This window comes from Cellulosimicrobium sp. SH8, assembly GCF_025818875.1.
GTDB classification, from domain to species: domain Bacteria; phylum Actinomycetota; class Actinomycetes; order Actinomycetales; family Cellulomonadaceae; genus Cellulosimicrobium; species Cellulosimicrobium cellulans_D.
Window position 1 is genome coordinate 200,271 of record NZ_JAMXMH010000004.1, and the last position, 17,388, is coordinate 217,658.

The window sequence follows — 17,388 nt, forward strand, 5'->3', positions numbered from 1 at the left end:
CATAGGGCCGACGACGTCCCGAATCCCCCAGCTGGAAACCAGCCCGGCCGTCTCGGTCGGGCGCCTGTGAGGACGGTGTTGATGACCACGCCGCAGTATCGGGACGCGCACCGGGCACCCGCCCTGTCCGCCCCTCCCACGGCATCCGGTCTGTACGACCCCGCCGCCGAGCACGACGCGTGCGGCGTCGCCTTCGTGGCGACGCTCCGCGGCACGCCCGGACGCGACATCGTTGACGCGGGCCTGACGGCCCTGCTCAACCTCGACCACCGCGGCGCCGTCGGCGCCGAGGAGAACAGCGGCGACGGCGCCGGGATCCTCACGCAGATCCCCGACGCGTTCGTGCGCGACGTGGTCGACGCGGAGCTCCCGCCCGCCGGGCACTACGCCATCGGCATGGCCTTCCTCCCGCAGGACGCCGGCGCGGCCGCGGAGGCGGCCCGCGGCGTCGAGGCGATCGCGGCCGAGGAGAAGCTCGAGGTCCTCGCGTGGCGCGACGTGCCCGTGACCGCAGACCTCGTCGGCCCGAGCGCACGCGCGTCCATGCCGTTGTTCCGCCAGGTCGTCGTCGCGGACCCCGCGCGCGAGCTGTCCGGCGTCGAGCTCGACCGTCGCACCTACCGCCTGCGCAAGCGGGCGGAGAACGAGCTCGGCCTGTTCTTCGCCTCGCTCTCGGCGCGCACCCTCACGTACAAGGGCATGCTCACGACGGCGCAGCTCGAGCCGTTCTTCCCGGACCTGTCCGACCCGCGGTACGCGAGCGAGATCGCGCTCGTGCACTCGCGGTTCTCGACGAACACGTTCCCGTCGTGGCCGCTCGCGCAGCCGTTCCGGATGATCGCGCACAACGGCGAGATCAACACGGTGCGCGGCAACCGGAACTGGATGGCGGCGCGCGAGGGCACCCTCGCGAGCGACGCCGTCGGCGACCTCGCGCCGCTCCTGCCCGTGTGCTCGGAGGGGTCGAGCGACTCGGCCAGCTTCGACGAGGTGCTCGAGCTGCTGCACCTGTCGGGCCGCTCGCTGCCGCACGCGGTGCTCATGATGGTCCCCGAGGCGTGGGAGAACCACGCCGACATGGACCCGGACCGGCGCGCGTTCTACGAGTACCACTCGACGCTCATGGAGCCGTGGGACGGGCCGGCGTGCCTCAACTTCACGGACGGCACCCTCATCGGCGCGGTCCTCGACCGCAACGGCCTGCGCCCGGGGCGCTACTGGGTGACCGAGGACGGCCTCGTCGTGCTCGCGAGCGAGGCGGGCGTGCTCGACCTCGACCCCGCGACGATCGTCCGCAAGGGCCGCCTCGAGCCGGGCCGCATGTTCCTCGTCGACACCGGTCAGGGCCGGATCATCGAGGACGAGGAGATCAAGTCCCAGCTCGCCGCGCAGCGCCCGTACGCGCAGTGGGTCGCCGAGAACGCGGTCTACCTCGACCAGCTCCCCGAGCGCGAGCACGTCGCGCACAGCCCCGCGTCCGTCGAGCGGCGCCAGCGTGCCTTCGGGTACACGCAGGAGGAGCTCAAGGTCATCCTCACCCCGATGGCCAACACGGGTGCCGAGCCGCTGGGCGCGATGGGCACGGACACGCCGATCGCCGTCCTCGCACAGCGCCCGCGCCTCCTGTTCGACTACTTCACGCAGATGTTCGCGCAGGTGACGAACCCGCCGCTCGACGCGATCCGCGAGGAGCTCGTGACGTCCATCGGCGGCGCGATCGGCCCGGAGCCGAACCTGCTCGTCGACACGCCCGAGCACGCGCGCAAGCTCATGCTGCCGTTCCCCGTGCTCGACAACGACCAGCTCGCGAAGATCATCCGCGTCGACAAGGACCCGAAGCTCGCCGGCGTCTTCCGCGCGGTGACGATCAAGGGCCTGTACCGCGTCGCGGGCGGCGGCGAGTCGCTGCTCGCCCGGCTCGAGGAGATCTTCGCCGAGGTCGACGAGCACGTCGCCGCGGGCGCGAGCTTCATCGTGCTGTCGGACCGCGACTCGGACGCCGAGCACGCCCCGATCCCGTCGCTGCTGCTCTCGAGCGCGGTGCACCACCACCTGCTGCGTCGGCACACGCGCACCCAGGTGTCGCTCGTCGTCGAGGCCGGCGACGTGCGCGAGGTGCACCACGTCGCGCTGCTCATCGGCTACGGCGCCGCCGCGGTCAACCCGTACCTCGCCATGGAGACGGTCGAGGACCTCGCGCGCCGCGGCTACCTCACGGTCGACCCGGCGAAGGCCGTCGCGAACCTCATCAAGGGGCTCGGCAAGGGCGTGCTCAAGGTCATGAGCAAGATGGGCATCTCGACCATCTCCTCGTACCGCGGCGCCCAGGTCTTCGAGGCGGTGGGCCTGTCCCACGACCTCGTGCAGGCGTTCTTCACGGGCACGACGTCGCGCCTCAGCGGCATCGGGCTCGACGTGGTCGCGGCCGAGGTCGCGGCGCGGCACGTCGACGCGTACCCCAAGTCCGGCAACCACCGCCCGCACGTCCGTCTCACGACGGGCGGCGAGTACCAGTGGCGCCGCGACAGCGAGGAGCACCTGTTCGACCCGGAGACGGTCTTCCGGCTCCAGCACGCCACGCGCGAGCGCCGGTTCGACATCTTCCGTCAGTACACGCACCGCGTGGACGAGCAGTCCTCGCGGCTCATGACGCTGCGCGGCCTCCTCGCGCTGCGCGAGGGCGAGCGCCCCGCGGTGCCGCTCGACGAGGTCGAGCCCGTGAGCGAGATCGTCAAGCGCTTCAACACCGGCGCCATGTCGTACGGGTCGATCTCCGCGGAGGCGCACGAGACCCTCGCGATCGCGATGAACCGCCTCGGCGGCCGGTCGAACACCGGCGAGGGCGGCGAGGACCCGGAGCGCCTGTACGACCCGGAGCGCCGCTCCAAGGTCAAGCAGATCGCATCGGGGCGCTTCGGCGTCACGAGCGAGTACCTGACGAACGCGGACGACATCCAGATCAAGCTCGCCCAGGGCGCCAAGCCCGGCGAGGGCGGTCAGCTCCCGGGCCACAAGGTGTACCCGTGGGTCGCCAAGACCCGGCACTCGACGCCGGGCGTCGGGCTCATCTCGCCGCCGCCGCACCACGACATCTACTCGATCGAGGACCTCGCGCAGCTCATCCACGACGCCAAGAACGCGAACCCGGCGGCGCGCATCCACGTCAAGCTCGTCTCCGAGTTCGGCGTCGGGACGGTCGCGACGGGCGTGTCCAAGGCGCACGCGGACGTCGTCCTCATCTCGGGTCACGACGGCGGCACGGGCGCGAGCCCGCTGACGTCGCTCAAGCACGCGGGCACGCCCTGGGAGATCGGACTCGCCGAGACCCAGCAGACGCTCGTGCTCAACAACCTGCGCGACCGCATCGTCGTCCAGGTCGACGGCCAGATGAAGACCGGCCGCGACGTGGTCGTGGCGGCGCTGCTCGGGGCCGAGGAGTTCGGCTTCGCGACCGCCCCGATGGTCGTCTCGGGGTGCGTCATGATGCGCGTGTGCCACCTGGACACGTGCCCGGTGGGTGTCGCGACGCAGAACCCCGAGCTGCGCGCCCGGTTCACGGGCAAGCCGGAGTTCGTCGTGAACTTCTTCGAGTTCATCGCCGAGGAGGTGCGCGAGTACCTGGCTCGGCTGGGGTTCCGCACCATCGAGGAGGCCATCGGCCACGTCGAGTACCTCGACACGCGCAAGGCCGTCGACCACTGGAAGGCCCAGGGTCTCGACCTCGGCCCGGTGCTCGAGAAGCCCGTGCCCGTCGAGGGCGCGTCGCTCCGCAACACCACGACGCAGGACCACGGTCTCGACAAGGCGCTCGACAACCAGCTCGTCGCGCTCGCCGAGGACGCGCTCGAGCGGCGCGAGCCGGTCCGCATCTCCCTGCCGGTGCGCAACGTCAACCGCACCGTGGGCACGATGCTCGGCCACGAGGTCACCAAGCGGTTCCGTGGCGAGGGCCTGCCCGACGACACGATCGACGTGACCCTCACCGGGTCCGCCGGCCAGTCGCTCGGCGCGTTCCTCCCGCGCGGCGTCACGCTGCGCCTGTTCGGCGACGCGAACGACTACGTCGGCAAGGGCCTGTCGGGCGGGCGGATCGTCGTGCGCCCGGACCGCAACGCGGTCCTCACCGGGTCGAGCAACGTCGTGGCGGGCAACGTCATCGGCTACGGCGCGACGTCCGGCGAGATCTTCCTGCGCGGTCGCGTCGGGGAGCGGTTCGGCGTGCGCAACTCGGGCGCGACGCTCGTCGTCGAGGGCGTGGGCGACCACGGGTGCGAGTACATGACGGGCGGCACGGTGCTCGTGCTCGGTCCGACCGGGCGCAACTTCGGCGCCGGCATGTCCGGCGGCACCGCGTACGTGCTCGACCTGCGGGAGGGCGCCGTGAACACGAGCGCGCTCGCGACGGGCGAGCTCGGCCTGAGCCCGCTCGAGGACGCCGAGGTGGCGCTCGTCGAGCAGCTCGTGCGTCGTCACCACGAGGAGACCGGGTCGCCGCTCGCGGCCGAGCTCCTCGAGGACTTCTCTGCGGCCGTCCAGCGCTTCACGCGCGTGCTGCCGACCGACTTCGCCCGTATGCGCTCGGCGCTCGAGAAGGCCGAGTCGGCCGGGCTCGACCCCGCGGCCCCGGGCGTGTGGGACCAGATCTTGGAGGTGGCCCGTGGCTGACCCCCGCGGATTCCTGAAGGTGCGGGAGCGCGAGCTCCCGCCCAACCGCCCGGTGGCCGTGCGCCTGCGGGACTGGAAGGACGTGCACGCGCACCTCGAGGAGGGCCAGGTCTTCCTCAAGGAGCAGGCGGGACGCTGCATGGACTGCGGCATCCCGTTCTGCCACCAGGGGTGCCCGCTCGGCAACCTCATCCCCGAGTGGAACGACCTCGTCTACCGCGACCAGTGGGCCGACGCGATCGACCGCCTGCACGAGACGAACAACTTCCCGGAGTTCACGGGTCGCGTCTGCCCGGCGCCGTGCGAGTCGAGCTGCGTGCTCGGCATCAACCAGCCGGCCGTGACGATCAAGAACGTCGAGGTCTCGATCATCGACGAGGCGTTCGCGCGCGGCTACGTCACGCCGCAGGTGCCGCAGCGCCTCACCGGCTCGACCGTCGCCGTCGTGGGCTCGGGTCCGGCCGGCCTCGCGGCAGCGCAGCAGCTCACGCGCGCCGGCCACACGGTCGCCGTGTACGAGCGGGACGACGCGATCGGCGGGCTGCTGCGCTACGGCATCCCCGACTTCAAGCTCGAGAAGCTCCACATCGACCGTCGCGTGGCGCAGATGGAGGCCGAGGGCACGCGCTTCCGCCCGGGCGTCGAGATCGGCGTGGACATCACCTGGGACGACCTCCGCGCACGGTACGACGCCGTCGTGGTCGCCACGGGTGCGACCGTCCCGCGCGACCTGTCGATCCCCGGGCGCGAGCTCGACGGCATCCACTTCGCGATGGACTTCCTGCACCAGGCGAACGCCGTCGTGGCCGGGCGCGAGGTCGCCGACCAGATCACGGCCACGGGCAAGCACGTGATCGTCATCGGTGGCGGCGACACCGGGTCGGACTGCCTCGGCACCTCGCTGCGCCAGGGCGCGGCGAGCGTGACGACGCTCGCGATCGGCAAGCAGCCGCCGCTCGAGCGGTCCGCGACCCAGCCGTGGCCGACGGACCCGATCCTGTTCGAGGTGTCCTCGTCGCACGAGGAAGGCGGTGAGCGCGAGTTCCTCGCGTCCACCGTCGAGTTCCTGGGCGACGAGAACGGGGCCGTGCGCGCGCTGCGCGTCGCGGAGACCGAGTACCTGCCCGACGGCCGTCGCGTGCCCAAGGAGGGCACCGAGCGCGAGATCCCCGCGGACCTCGTGCTCGTCGCGATGGGCTTCACCGGGCCGGAGACGGCGACCATCACGACCCAGGCCGGCGCGGACCTCACGGGCCGCGGCCTCGTGGCGCGCGGCGACGACTTCGCGTCGTCGCTGCCCGGGGTCTTCGTGGCCGGCGACGCGGGTCGTGGGCAGTCGCTGATCGTGTGGGCGATCGCCGAGGGTCGGGCGGCGGCGGCATCCGTCGACGCCTACCTTCAGGGAGGGACCGAGCTGCCCGCGCCTGTGCGCGCGAACACCGTGTCCTTGCGCGCTTGACGTGCACCCCGGCGTCGGGTGTCCGGCGCCGGGACGATGAGCGGGGCATCCTAGGGAGGGGCACCCCGCGACGACCGGCTCCCGGCCGGTCGGAAGACTAGAGGCTGGAGATATGCGCAGAGCAAAGATCGTCTGCACCATCGGACCCGCGACCGAGTCGAAGGAGCAGCTCCGCGCGCTCGTCGACGCGGGGATGGACGTGGCGCGGATCAACCGCAGCCACGGCAGCGCCGAGGAGCACGCGGCCGTCTACCAGGGCGTGCGCGAGGCCGCCGCCGAGTCCGGCCGCTCCGTGGCGGTGCTCGTCGACCTCCAGGGGCCGAAGATCCGCCTGGGCCGCTTCGGCGGCGACGAGAAGCACTGGCTCGAGGAGGGTGACACCTTCACGATCACGACCGAGGACGTCGTCGGCACCAAGGAGCTCGTCTCCACGACGCACAAGGGCCTGCCGGGCGACGCGCGCGTCGGCGACCCGATCCTCATCGACGACGGCAAGGTGCTCGTCCGCGTCACCGCCGTCGAGGGCCCGCGCGTGGTCACGCGCGTCGAGGTCGCCGGCCCGGTGTCGAACAACAAGGGCCTGAACCTCCCGGGCGTCGCGGTCTCCGTGCCGGCGCTGTCCGAGAAGGACCAGGACGACCTGCGCTGGGCGCTCCAGCTCGGTGCGGACATCATCGCGCTGTCCTTCGTGCGGTCCGCGAAGGACTTCGACGACGTCAAGCGGATCATGGACGAGGAGGGCCGCACGGTCCCCGTCGTCGCGAAGATCGAGAAGCCGCAGGCCGTCGACAACCTCGCCGAGATCGTCGACGCGTTCGACGGCGTCATGGTCGCCCGCGGCGACCTCGCGGTCGAGCTCCCGCTCGAGCAGGTCCCGCTCGTCCAGAAGCGCATCGTCGAGCTCGCGCGTCGCAACGCCAAGCCCGTCATCGTGGCGACGCAGGTGCTCGAGTCCATGACGAACTCGCCGCGCCCGACGCGCGCCGAGGCGTCCGACTGCGCCAACGCCGTCCTCGACGGCGCCGACGCGGTCATGCTCTCGGGCGAGACCAGCGTGGGCGAGTACCCGATCCTCACGGTCGAGACCATGGCTCGCATCATCGAGGCGACGGAGGAGGCCGGCCGCGAGCGCATCGCGCCGCTGGGCTCGACCCCGCACACGCGCGGTGGCGCCATCACGCGTGCCGCCGCCGAGATCGGCGAGATCCTCGGCGCGAAGTACCTCGCGACGTTCACCCAGTCGGGCGACTCCGCGCGCCGCATGTCGCGCCTGCGCTCGTCCATCCCGCTGCTCGCCTTCACGCCGCGCGAGCACGTGCGCAACGTCCTGTCGCTCACGTGGGGCACCCAGACCTACCAGGTGCCCGAGGTGGAGAACACCGACGCGATGGTCGGCCAGGTCGACACGACCCTCCAGGCCAACGGCCTCGCCGAGGTCGGCGACCTCGTGGTCGTCGTCTCCGGCGCCCCCGTGGGCCAGCCGGGCACGACGAACTCGATCCTCGTGCACAAGATCGGCGACCACTCCGACACGCGCGCCTGACGCCGTCGCGCCCGTGAGGGCGCGGTCTCGCGCGACGCCCGACGGCGGCGCCCCTCTCGCGGGGGCGCCGCCGTCGTCGTCTCGCCGTCGAGCCCCGCGACCACCCCGCGCGTGGGTGGCCAGGGACGGAAAGACCACGACACGCAGGTCGCGGTGTCCCTACCCTCGCGGGATGCGTGCCGTGCCGGACTCCCTGGACCCTGCGGTCGTGCGTCGGGTCGACGCGCGGCTGGACGCCGTCATGCGCGACGAGCAGGTCGCCCTGCCGCTCGCAGTGGAGAGCGGGAGCCGTGCGTGGGGGTTCCCGTCGCCGGACTCGGACTACGACTGCCGGTTCGTCTACGTGCGTTCAACGGCGGACTACCTGGACCCGTGGCCGCGGCGCGACGTCGTCGAGACGCCGCTCGACGCCGTGCTCGACGTGAACGGCTGGGACCTGGTCAAGGCGGTGCGGCTGCTCGTGCGGGGCAACGCGACGCTGCTGGAGTGGCTGCGGTCGCCGATCGTGTACCGCGCGGACGACGCGTTCCGGGCGGACCTGCTCGCGCTCGCGGAGCGCGTCGTCGACCGTCACGCGCTGCGGCGCCACTACCTGCACGTCGCTCGGGGACAGCGGGAGCGGTGGTGGTCGAACCCTGAGGTGCCGCTCAAGAAGGTGTTCTACGCCGTGCGCCCGGCGGCGACGCTGCGCTGGCTCCGGGTGCGGGCCGAGGCGGCGGTCCCGCCGATGGACCTCGGGACGCTGCTCATGGAGGGCGAAGCCCCCGAGACCGTCGTGCGGGCGGTGTCCGAGCTCGTGGCCCTCAAGGCGGTGTCGCGCGAGATGGGTGCCGGCCTCGTCCCGGAGCCCCTGGCGCACCTCGTGGCCGACGAGCTGGCGCTCGCCTCCGAGGTGGTGGAGCGCGACGGCGACCGCGCCAGTGCGCGCGCGGTCGCCGCGGAGTCCTTCCGGATGCTGGTGTCGCGCTACGGCCCGGACGCGCCGCCGTCGGACTCCGGCCTCAGGCGCGTACCGGACGTAGCTCGTTGACCCACCGGGGCGCGGTGGGGGACGCCACGAGACGGGCGAGCATCGCGTCGAGCACGGCGGCCCGGTCGAACTGCAGCGCGTACGTCCGGGCCGCGTCGGCGCGCGCCCGACGCGCCGGGGGGTCGAGGGAGAGAACCACGTCGAGCGCGTGCGCGACCGCGGCAGGGGAGTGCGTCGGGACGATCGTCGCGTGCGGCCCGACGGCCTCGCCGATACCTCCCGTGTCCGTGGTGATGACGGGCCCTCCGCCGGAGAGCATCGCCTCGGCGAGCGCGATGCCGAACGTCTCGACGAACTCGGGGCGCGGCTTGCTCGGGAGGACGAACGCCGCGCTGCCGGCCATGAGGTGTGGCTTGGTCGCGTCGTCGACGTCGTCGAGGAAGTCGATCCGGTCGGCGGCCGCGCTCGCCGCGGCGCGTGCGCGCAGGTCGGCCTCGGCCGGACCGCGGCCGGCGACGACGAGGCGGGCACCGACGGCGCGGGGGGACTGCGCGAACCCGTCGATCAGGTCGTCGACGCCCTTCGCGGCGGCGAGCCGGGACAGGAAGAGCACGTACGGGCGGTCGTCCAGACCGCGCCCGGCGAGCACGTCGCGCGTGACGGCCGGGTCGAGACCGGTGTACGCGCCGGTGTCGATCGCGGGGTAGGAGACCTGCACGCGCTCGGCGCACTGCTCCGCGAAGAACGTCCCGTGCCGGTCGTCGATCTCTTGGGCGCACGCCACCACCAGGTCGCGCGTGTACCAGGAGACGGCGACGCACAGGTCGCTGGCCAGATACCCGGACAGGACGTGCGCGGCGGCCCCGAAGCGGCCGTCCTCGACGCACGAGCGGACGACGTTCGTCACGTCGGAGCCGACCGCCTCGGCGATCGTGGCCACCTCGACGGGGAGGCCGGTGCTGCGTGCCACGCGCACGGCGTCGGTCACCGCGGTGGTGTGCGGGCTGAGGTACAAGGAGAGGCAGACGGTGGGCACGCCGTCGGTGAACAGCTCGACGAGGCGGCCGGTGAGCCCGGCGAGGTATCGGCCGTCGGGCACCTTGTAGTCGCCGACGGGACCTGGCCGCTCGACCGTGATGCCCGGGCCGTAGGGGAGGACGGAGTCGAGGGGCTTGAGCGGGAGCCCGGCGGCCTCGAGGCGCTCGACGGGCCAGGTGACGATCCGCACCTCGGAGAACCCGCGGTGCAGCGCGGCCTCGGCGAGGTTGCGGGCCTCGCCCGAGTGGCCGCAGATCACGGGATCGGCGCGGACGACGACGACGAGGCGGCGGGCGGGCGTCGGGCGCGGGATGGTGGTCATGACGTCTCCGGGGTCTGGTCGGTCGGGTGGTGGAGGGGGCTCCCGTCGGGGTACGACGGCGGCCGGTGCTCGGGCGCGGTGCCCCAGCCCGTGGGGTGCGGACCGAGCTCGAGGAGGAGGCGCCCGCCGCGACGCACGCGCGTCGCGGGGAGCCAGGTGCGGTCCAGGGGCTGTCCGTCGAGCCACGCGGCGCGCACGTACTGCGGCCCGGTGGTCGGCTCGGGCTCGACGAACCCGGTGGTCTCGACGGTCAGTACGCCGCCCGGGAGGCGGAGGCGGGACTCGGCGAACGACGGCGCGCTCACGAGGAAGAGGCCCTGCCCGGCGACGGGGAAGAGCCCGAGCGAGGCCCAGACGTACCACGAGCTGAGCGCCCCCGAGTCGTCGTTGCCCGGGAGGCCGCCAGGGCCCGTACCGAAGCGTTGGTGGACCGCGGCGTGCACCACCTCGGCGGTCCGGTCCGGGCGGCCCGCGTAGTGGTAGGACCACGGGGCCTCCATGTCGGGCTCGTTGTTGAGGCCCTCGAACCGGTTCAGCGCGTACCCGGCGGCCATCTCCGTGGCGCCGGGCCGTTCCCCGGGCTGGGTGACGGGCGGGGCGCCGAACCCGAAGAACCGGTCGAGCAGCGCGACGAACGCGTCGTCGCCGCCCGCGAGCGCGATCCTGGCCGCCATGTCGTGCACCAGGCGGAAGGAGTAGTTCCACCGGCCGCCCTCGTAGAAGGTGGAGTCGCGCAGGAGCCCGGTGGCAGGGTCGAACGCCGCGGTCCAACCGTGCGCCCGCAGCGCGAGCTCCTCGGCGAGCGCGCGGTCTCCGACGCGGCGCGCCACGCGCGTGGTGCACCAGTAGCCGAACGCGAGGTCGAGCGTGTGGCTGATCGGGTGCGCGACGCCGTGGAGGAGGTAGTCCTCGCCGTAGGTCCGGCGCAGGTCGTCGTGCAGGTGCACGAGCGCCCAGTCCCAGTCGATGCCCGGGACGTCGAGGGCGCACAGGTCGGCGAGGAACGTGTGGGCGAGCGCGCTCGCCTGGCGTGAGAACCGGTCCGCGCCGCGGGCCATCCGGTACCCGATGGGAAAGTTCCCCTCCTCCTCGCAGACGTGCAGGAGTGCGGTCGCGAGCTCGACGGCGCGGTCCGGCCAGAAGGTCGTGAGGAGCGGGAGCTGGGTCCGGTAGACGTCCCACATCGTCGAGACGTCGAAGGCGAACGGCGTGTCGCCGGGCCAGAACGGGCTCTCGTCCGGGGCGAGGCAGGGCTTGAGCAGCGCGTGGTACAGGGCGGTCGCGAAGACCGTGCGGCGTGCCGGGTCCGGGCACTCGACCTCGATCCGGTCGAGGTGCTGCGCCCAGGTCGTCGTGGTGCCCTCGTGTCGGGCGACGAAGGCCGCGGGGCCGGGGCCGCAGTCCGCGCGGAGGTTCGCGCGGGCCTGCTCGGTCCCGCGCAGCGAGAAGCCGAGCCGGACCTCGACGACCTGACCGGCCGTCGTCGGGCCCGCCCAGAGGAGACCGAAGGGGCGCAGCGTCGTCGGCCGGATGTCCGCGAAGTCCAGGCGGGTGCTGCCGGGCATGAGGCGCCGGTCGTACCAGAGCATCTGCCGCCACGGGTGCGCGTCGCACTCGAGGTGGACTGCGAGCGGCGCACCCTCGACGACGATCTCGCCCGCGGCCGTCCCCGGCCCGAGCGTCGCGAGATGGGCGCGGAGCGGGACGGTCGCGCCGTACGGGATCGCCAGGCCGCCGAGCGAGAGGTCGACGACGAGGCGCGCGTCGGGGTGCGCGGGGAACGTGTAGCGGTGGACGGCGCTCTTGGGCCCGACCGTGACCTCGCATCGGACCCCGTTGCCGAGCGTGGCGGCGTAGTAGCCGGGGGAGGCCTCCTCGTCGAGCAGGTCCCAGTGCCGGCCGAGCGCGTCGAGCGGCTCGAGCATGGGCGTCACGCGCACGTAGTTGTAGTACTTGCGGATCGCGCCCGTGCCGGACTGCTGGAAGTGCGTGACGCCCGACGCGACCGGGTGGTCGAACAGCGTGGGTGGCACGCCCTCGGTGCCGAGGTCGTACCGGCCGTACCCCGTCGGGTAGGCGCCCGAGTAGGCGCACGCCGAGACCATCCCGAGCGGGTGGGTGGCCCCGGGGTGGGTGTTCCCGACGAGCGGCTTGGGGGACCACCACGTCGCTGCGAGGCCGGTCGACGCCGGGAGATCGGTCACACCCGTCCCCACGAACGGGTCCACGTGCTCGAGCACGGTCACCTCCGTCCCGGGCACGAGGAACGTGCCCTGCTCGGGACGGTACGAGCGAGGTGTGTCGAGGGTGTTTCCTGCGGTTTCCTGCGCGTCACGACGCCGGGACGAGGTCAGGAGGTAGAGGGTGCCCCGGGTGGGATTCGAACCCACACTGGATCGGGTTTGAGCCGAACGCCTCTGCCGGTTGGGCTACCGGGGCGGTGCGCGTCAGGACCGGTCCGAGCTGGTCCGCAGCGCGTGCACCATCGAACCACACGCGTGCGCCTTCACGAGAATCACACTCCTCCGAGGGTGAAACACGGGGGCGGCAGGGGGTGCGGCGCACTACAGTGAACCCCGTGAGTGACCAGACAGCGCAGCCCGAGGACAAGCAGCCGCTCGACCTGCCCCCGATGATCGAGCCCGAGCCCGCCGCGACCCCCGCCCCGTCGGGCCGTCCCGCGCGACGCGCGGTCGTCGCCGAGGACGAGGCCCTGATCCGTCTCGACGTGGTCGAGACGCTGCGCGACGCCGGGTTCGACGTCGTCGGCGAGGCCGGCGACGGCGCCACGGCGGTGAAGCTGGCGCTCGAGCTCAAGCCGGACGTGGTCGTCATGGACGTCAAGATGCCCGAGCTCGACGGCATCTCCGCCGCGGAGCAGATCGGCAAGGCGCACGCGGCGCCCGTCGTCCTGCTGACGGCGTTCTCGCAGGCGGAGCTCGTCGAGCGGGCGCGTGACGCGGGGGCCATGGCCTACGTCGTCAAGCCGTTCACGCCGGCGGACCTGCTGCCCGCGGTCGAGATCGCGATCTCGCGCTACTCGCAGATCACGGCGCTCGAGTCCGAGGTCGCGGACCTGGCGGAGCGTTTCGAGACGCGCAAGCGCGTGGACCGGGCCAAGGGTCTGCTCATGACCAAGATGGGCCTGTCGGAGCCGGAGTCGTTCCGCTGGATCCAGAAGACGTCGATGGACCGCCGCCTCACGATGCGCGAGGTCGCGGACGCCGTCATCGAGCAGGTCGGCGGCGCCTGAGCCTGCACCGGCGACCGATCGGCCGTGGCCGGGGTCCTGAGCAGGACCTTTGTCACGGCGCCCTGGGCGGGCTATCGTCTTGGACTGGCGTCCAGTAGTTCCCGGGGCGGTGGACACGCGGTCGCCACGTAGTGCTCAGTCGACGGCCGACGGCGCCGTCCGAGCGACGTGGACCATCTCACCCCCCACGTCCCTCGGTGCCGTCGGTCCCACGGTGCGAACGAGGAGGAGCGCGGTGCGCCCAGCAGTGGAGGTCAGGCCCGCGGTCGGTGACGACCTGCCGGGGATCGCTGTGCTGTGCTCGGAGGCGCGCCGCGAGTCGGCGTCCGGGGCGCAGATCTGCGCGCCCGACGAGGACCGCCTGGTCCGGCACCTGTCGGTGCTGCTGACGCTCCCCGGCGGCAACGTCCTCGTCGCCCTGCACGACGGCCGCCCCGTCGGGTTCGTGCTGGCGCGCGTGCTCGACCCGCACCTGTTCGCCGACGAGCCGAGCCTGTACGTCGAGGCCGTCTACGTCGGCGAGGACGCGCGCCGTCGTGGCGTGGGCCACGCGCTGCTCAGCGCCACCGCCGACCTCGCCGCCACCGCCGGCGCGACGCACGTCTACTCGGTGCCGATCCCCGGCTCGCGGGGCGTCCAGCGCTTCCTCGCGCGGCTCGGCTTCGGCCCGGTCGCGGGCCACCGCGTCGTGTCGACCGCGGTGCTGCAGCGCCGCCTCGCGGCCGACCTCACGCCCACCCGCCGGGGCACCCGATCCCTCGAGGACCTCATCGCGCGCCGCCGTCGCGCCCGGACCGAGACGATGTCCGGCCCGGTCGACCTGCGCGAGTTCCAGGCGGAGTACCGCAGCCGCAGCGGCGTCGTGACGCCGGTCGAGGCCCGCGAGACCCTGCCCGGCTGAGCCGGCGACCGTGCGGACCCGGCGGACGGGCGCCCGCGGCGTGGTCAGTCCAGGCTGAGGATCATGCACGTGAGGCGCGCCGTGCACACGCGACGCCCCTCGTCGTCGGACACCACGATCTCGTAGCTCGCCGTCGTGCGGCCCCGGTGCACCGCGACCGCCTCCCCGTGGACCCAGCCGTCGCGCACGCCCCGGTGGTGCGTCGCGTTGACCTCGATCCCCACGGCGGCGCGCCCGGGCCCGCCGTGGAGCTGGGCGGCGATCGACCCCAGCGTCTCGGCGAGCACGACCGACGCGCCCCCGTGCAGGAGCCCGGCGGGCTGGGTGTTGCCCGCGACCGGCATGCGAGCCGTGACGCGCTCGGCGCTCACGTCCTCCAGCTCGATGCCCATGCGCTCGATGAGCGTGCCCGCGGTGCGCAGGCCCATGGCCTCGTAGGCGTGGCGCGGGGCCTCGACGGCTCCTGTCGAGGCGGGCGCGGGCGCGGTGGGGTCGGTGGTCCGGTCGGGGCCGTGCGTGTCGGTCATGGACTGTAGGTTGGCACCCGTGACGACCTCCGCGCGACCTCGCCTCCTGCTCATCGACGGACACTCCATGGCCTACCGCGCGTTCTTCGCGCTCCCGGCGGAGAACTTCTCGACGACCACGGGGCAGCACACCAACGCGGTGTACGGGTTCACGTCGATGCTCATCAACCTCCTGCGGGACGAGGAGCCGACGCACGTCGCGGTCGCGTTCGACGCGGGGCGCCAGTCGTTCCGCACCGAGATCCTGCCGAGCTACAAGGGGACGCGCGAGTCCTCGCCCGAGCCGTTCCGCGGCCAGGTCCCGCTCATCAAGGAGATCCTGGAGACGCTGCACATCCCGACCCTCGAGCGCGAGGGCTACGAGGCGGACGACATCTTCGCGACGCTCGCCACGCAGGGTGCGGCGGCCGGGATGGAGGTCCTCGTCTGCTCGGGCGACCGTGACTCGTTCCAGCTCGTCGGCCCCGACGTCACGGTGCTCTACCCCAAGAAGGGCGTCTCCGAGCTCGCGCGCATGGACAGCGCCGCGGTCGTCGAGAAGTACGGCGTGCCGCCCGAGCGCTACCCGGACCTCGCCGCGCTCGTGGGCGAGACGTCGGACAACCTGCCGGGCATCCCGGGCGTCGGCCCCAAGACCGCCGCCAAGTGGATCACCGCGTACGGCGACCTCGACGGCCTGCTGGACCACGCCGACGAGATCAAGGGCAAGGCAGGGGAGAACCTGCGCGCGCACCTCGACCAGGTCCGCCTCAACCGGCAGCTCAACGCGCTCCTGCGCGACCTCGAGCTGCCTCTCGGCCCGGACGACCTCGTGACGCGCCCCTGGGACCGCGAGGCCGCGCACCGCGTGCTCGACGCCCTGGAGTTCCGCGCCCTGCGCGACCGGCTCTTCGCGATCGCCCCGGAGGGCGAGGTCGAGACGGAGGCCGGGTTCGACGTCGAGCTCGCCGACGTGCTGCCCGGCGGGCTCGGTGCGTGGCTCGCCGAGCACGGCGACCGACGGCTCGGGGTCGAGGTGGCCGGCAAGGCGGTGCCCGGCGGCGGGGACGCCTGGGGGCTCGCACTGTCCGACGACGCGGGGGCGGCGGTCGCGCTCGAGCTCGCCGACGTCGCGGGTGCCGACGACGAGGCGCTCGCCGCCTGGCTCGCCGACCCGGAGCGGCCCAAGGTCGTGCACGGCGCCAAGTCCGCGTGGCACGAGCTCGCGGCGCGCGGCTACGACCTCGCGGGCGTCACGTTCGACACCGAGCTTGCGGCCTACCTGTGCCACCCGGACCAGCGCGGCTACGACCTGGGGGACCTCGTCGTGCGCCATCTGCACCGCGAGCTGCGCCCCGACACGGAGTCCGGCAACGACGCGCAGGGTGCGCTGGACCTCTCGCTCGACGGCAGCGGCGAGCAGGAGCGCGACGCCGTGCGTGCGCTCGCCGTCGCCCAGCTCGGGGACGTCCTCGCGGGCGAGCTCGAGGACCGCGACGCCACCACGCTCCTCGCCGACCTGGAGCTCCCGCTCTCCCAGGTGCTCGCGCGCATGGAGCAGCGCGGCATCGCGGCCGACGTCGAGTACCTGCGCGAGCTCGAGCAGCACTTCGGCGACCTCGTCGCGACGGCCGCGGCCGAGGCGTACGCCGTCATCGGGCGTGAGGTGAACCTGGGCTCGCCCAAGCAGCTCCAGGAGGTCCTGTTCGACCAGCTCGGCATGCCCAAGACGAAGAAGATCAAGACGGGCTACACGACCGACGCGTCGGCGCTCGCGGACCTCTTCGTCAAGACGCAGCACCCGTTCCTCGAGCACCTGCTCGCGCACCGCGACGCCTCGCGACTGCGCCAGACGGTCGAGGGGCTGCTCAAGTCCGTCGCGGACGACGGCCGCATCCACACGACGTTCCAGCAGACCATCGCGGCGACGGGCCGGCTCAGCTCGACCGACCCGAACCTGCAGAACATCCCGATCCGCACGGAGGCCGGGCGCCGGATCCGGCGCGCGTTCGTGGTCGGTGAGGGCTACGAGACGCTCCTGACCGCCGACTACAGCCAGATCGAGATGCGCATCATGGCGCACCTGTCCGGCGACGAGGGGCTCATCGAGGCGTTCCGCTCGGGGGAGGACCTGCACTCCTACGTCGGCTCGCGGGTGTTCGAGGTGCCGGCGGCCGAGGTCACGCCCGCGATGCGGTCGAAGATCAAGGCGATGTCGTACGGTCTCGCGTACGGGCTGTCGGCGTTCGGGCTCTCGCAGCAGCTCACCATCGAGGTGGGCGAGGCGCAGAAGCTCATGGACGACTACTTCGAGCGCTTCGGCGGCGTCCGCGACTACCTGACGGGCGTCGTCGACGAGGCGCGCGCCACGGGGTACACGGCGACCATCCTCGGGCGCCGCCGGTACCTGCCCGACCTCACGAGCGACAACCGCCAGCGTCGCCAGATGGCCGAGCGCATGGCTCTCAACGCCCCCATCCAGGGGAGCGCCGCCGACATCATCAAGGTCGCGATGCTGGGCGTCCAGCGCGCGATCGACGAGCGGGGGCTGCGTTCGCGCCTGCTCCTGCAGGTGCACGACGAGCTCGTGGTCGAGGTCGCCCCGGGCGAGCGCGACGCCGTCGAGGACGTGCTGCGCACGCAGATGGGCGCGGCGGCAGACCTCGACGTGCCGCTCGACGTCTCGGTCGGCGTCGGCGCCACGTGGCACGACGCGGGGCACTGACGAGGG

General features: G+C 72.9%; 10 protein-coding genes and 1 tRNA gene. 7 read left to right on the forward strand and 4 right to left on the reverse strand.

Annotated elements, in window-relative coordinates; genetic code table 11:
- Window positions 1-81: 81 nt before the first annotated feature.
- From gltB to NF338_RS07540, 4 genes are all read left to right on the forward strand, one after another.
- Window positions 82-4,665: a glutamate synthase large subunit gene (gltB, locus tag NF338_RS07525; protein ID WP_264030196.1), complete on the forward strand. Its 4,584-nt coding sequence runs from the start codon at window positions 82-84 to the stop codon at window positions 4,663-4,665.
- Entirely contained in the window at window positions 4,658-6,124 is a 1,467-nt protein-coding gene (locus tag NF338_RS07530) for a glutamate synthase subunit beta (protein WP_264030197.1), read from the forward strand. Before gltB ends, NF338_RS07530 begins: the two co-directional genes overlap by 8 nt.
- A 112-nt stretch (window positions 6,125-6,236) precedes the next feature.
- Window positions 6,237-7,667, forward strand: a complete 1,431-nt coding sequence (gene pyk, locus NF338_RS07535) for a pyruvate kinase (RefSeq protein WP_087472173.1) — start codon at window positions 6,237-6,239, stop codon at window positions 7,665-7,667.
- Window positions 7,668-7,839: 172 nt separating this feature from the next.
- Window positions 7,840-8,697, forward strand: a complete 858-nt coding sequence (locus tag NF338_RS07540) for a nucleotidyltransferase domain-containing protein (protein ID WP_264030198.1) — start codon at window positions 7,840-7,842, stop codon at window positions 8,695-8,697.
- Here NF338_RS07540 and NF338_RS07545 read toward each other — a convergent pair.
- From NF338_RS07545 to NF338_RS07555, 3 genes are all read right to left on the reverse strand, one after another.
- Window positions 8,669-9,997, reverse strand: a complete 1,329-nt coding sequence (locus NF338_RS07545) for a glycosyltransferase (RefSeq protein ID WP_264030199.1) — start codon at window positions 9,995-9,997, stop codon at window positions 8,669-8,671. The two genes, NF338_RS07540 and NF338_RS07545, sit on opposite strands and share 29 nt — an antisense overlap.
- Window positions 9,994-12,258 (reverse strand): glycoside hydrolase domain-containing protein, encoded by a 2,265-nt coding sequence (locus NF338_RS07550; RefSeq protein WP_264030200.1) that lies wholly within the window; start codon window positions 12,256-12,258, stop codon window positions 9,994-9,996. Before NF338_RS07550 ends, NF338_RS07545 begins: the two co-directional genes overlap by 4 nt.
- Window positions 12,259-12,362: 104 nt before the next feature.
- Window positions 12,363-12,436: transfer RNA gene (locus NF338_RS07555), tRNA-Leu, on the reverse strand.
- Between the two features lie 193 nt (window positions 12,437-12,629).
- Here NF338_RS07555 and NF338_RS07560 point away from each other — a divergent pair.
- Together NF338_RS07560 and NF338_RS07565 are read left to right on the forward strand one after the other, a co-directional pair.
- A complete protein-coding gene (locus NF338_RS07560) occupies window positions 12,630-13,250 on the forward strand; it encodes an ANTAR domain-containing response regulator (RefSeq protein ID WP_053370758.1) in 621 nt (206 codons plus the stop codon).
- Between the two features lie 235 nt (window positions 13,251-13,485).
- Window positions 13,486-14,151: a GNAT family N-acetyltransferase gene (locus NF338_RS07565; RefSeq protein ID WP_157759639.1), complete on the forward strand. Its 666-nt coding sequence runs from the start codon at window positions 13,486-13,488 to the stop codon at window positions 14,149-14,151.
- A 44-nt stretch (window positions 14,152-14,195) separates the two neighbouring features.
- On the opposite strand, the gene NF338_RS07570 is transcribed toward NF338_RS07565, so the two are convergent.
- The gene (locus tag NF338_RS07570; protein ID WP_264030300.1) at window positions 14,196-14,579 is read right to left on the reverse strand and encodes a hotdog fold thioesterase; all 384 of its coding nucleotides are present in this window, start codon (window positions 14,577-14,579) and stop codon (window positions 14,196-14,198) included.
- A gap of 97 nt (window positions 14,580-14,676) precedes the next feature.
- Between NF338_RS07570 and polA the strand changes: the two genes are divergently transcribed.
- Window positions 14,677-17,382 carry a DNA polymerase I gene (gene polA, locus NF338_RS07575; RefSeq protein WP_264030201.1) on the forward strand — a complete coding sequence of 902 codons (2,706 nt, stop codon included), beginning with the start codon at window positions 14,677-14,679 and terminating at the stop codon, window positions 17,380-17,382.
- Window positions 17,383-17,388: the final 6 nt, after the last annotated feature.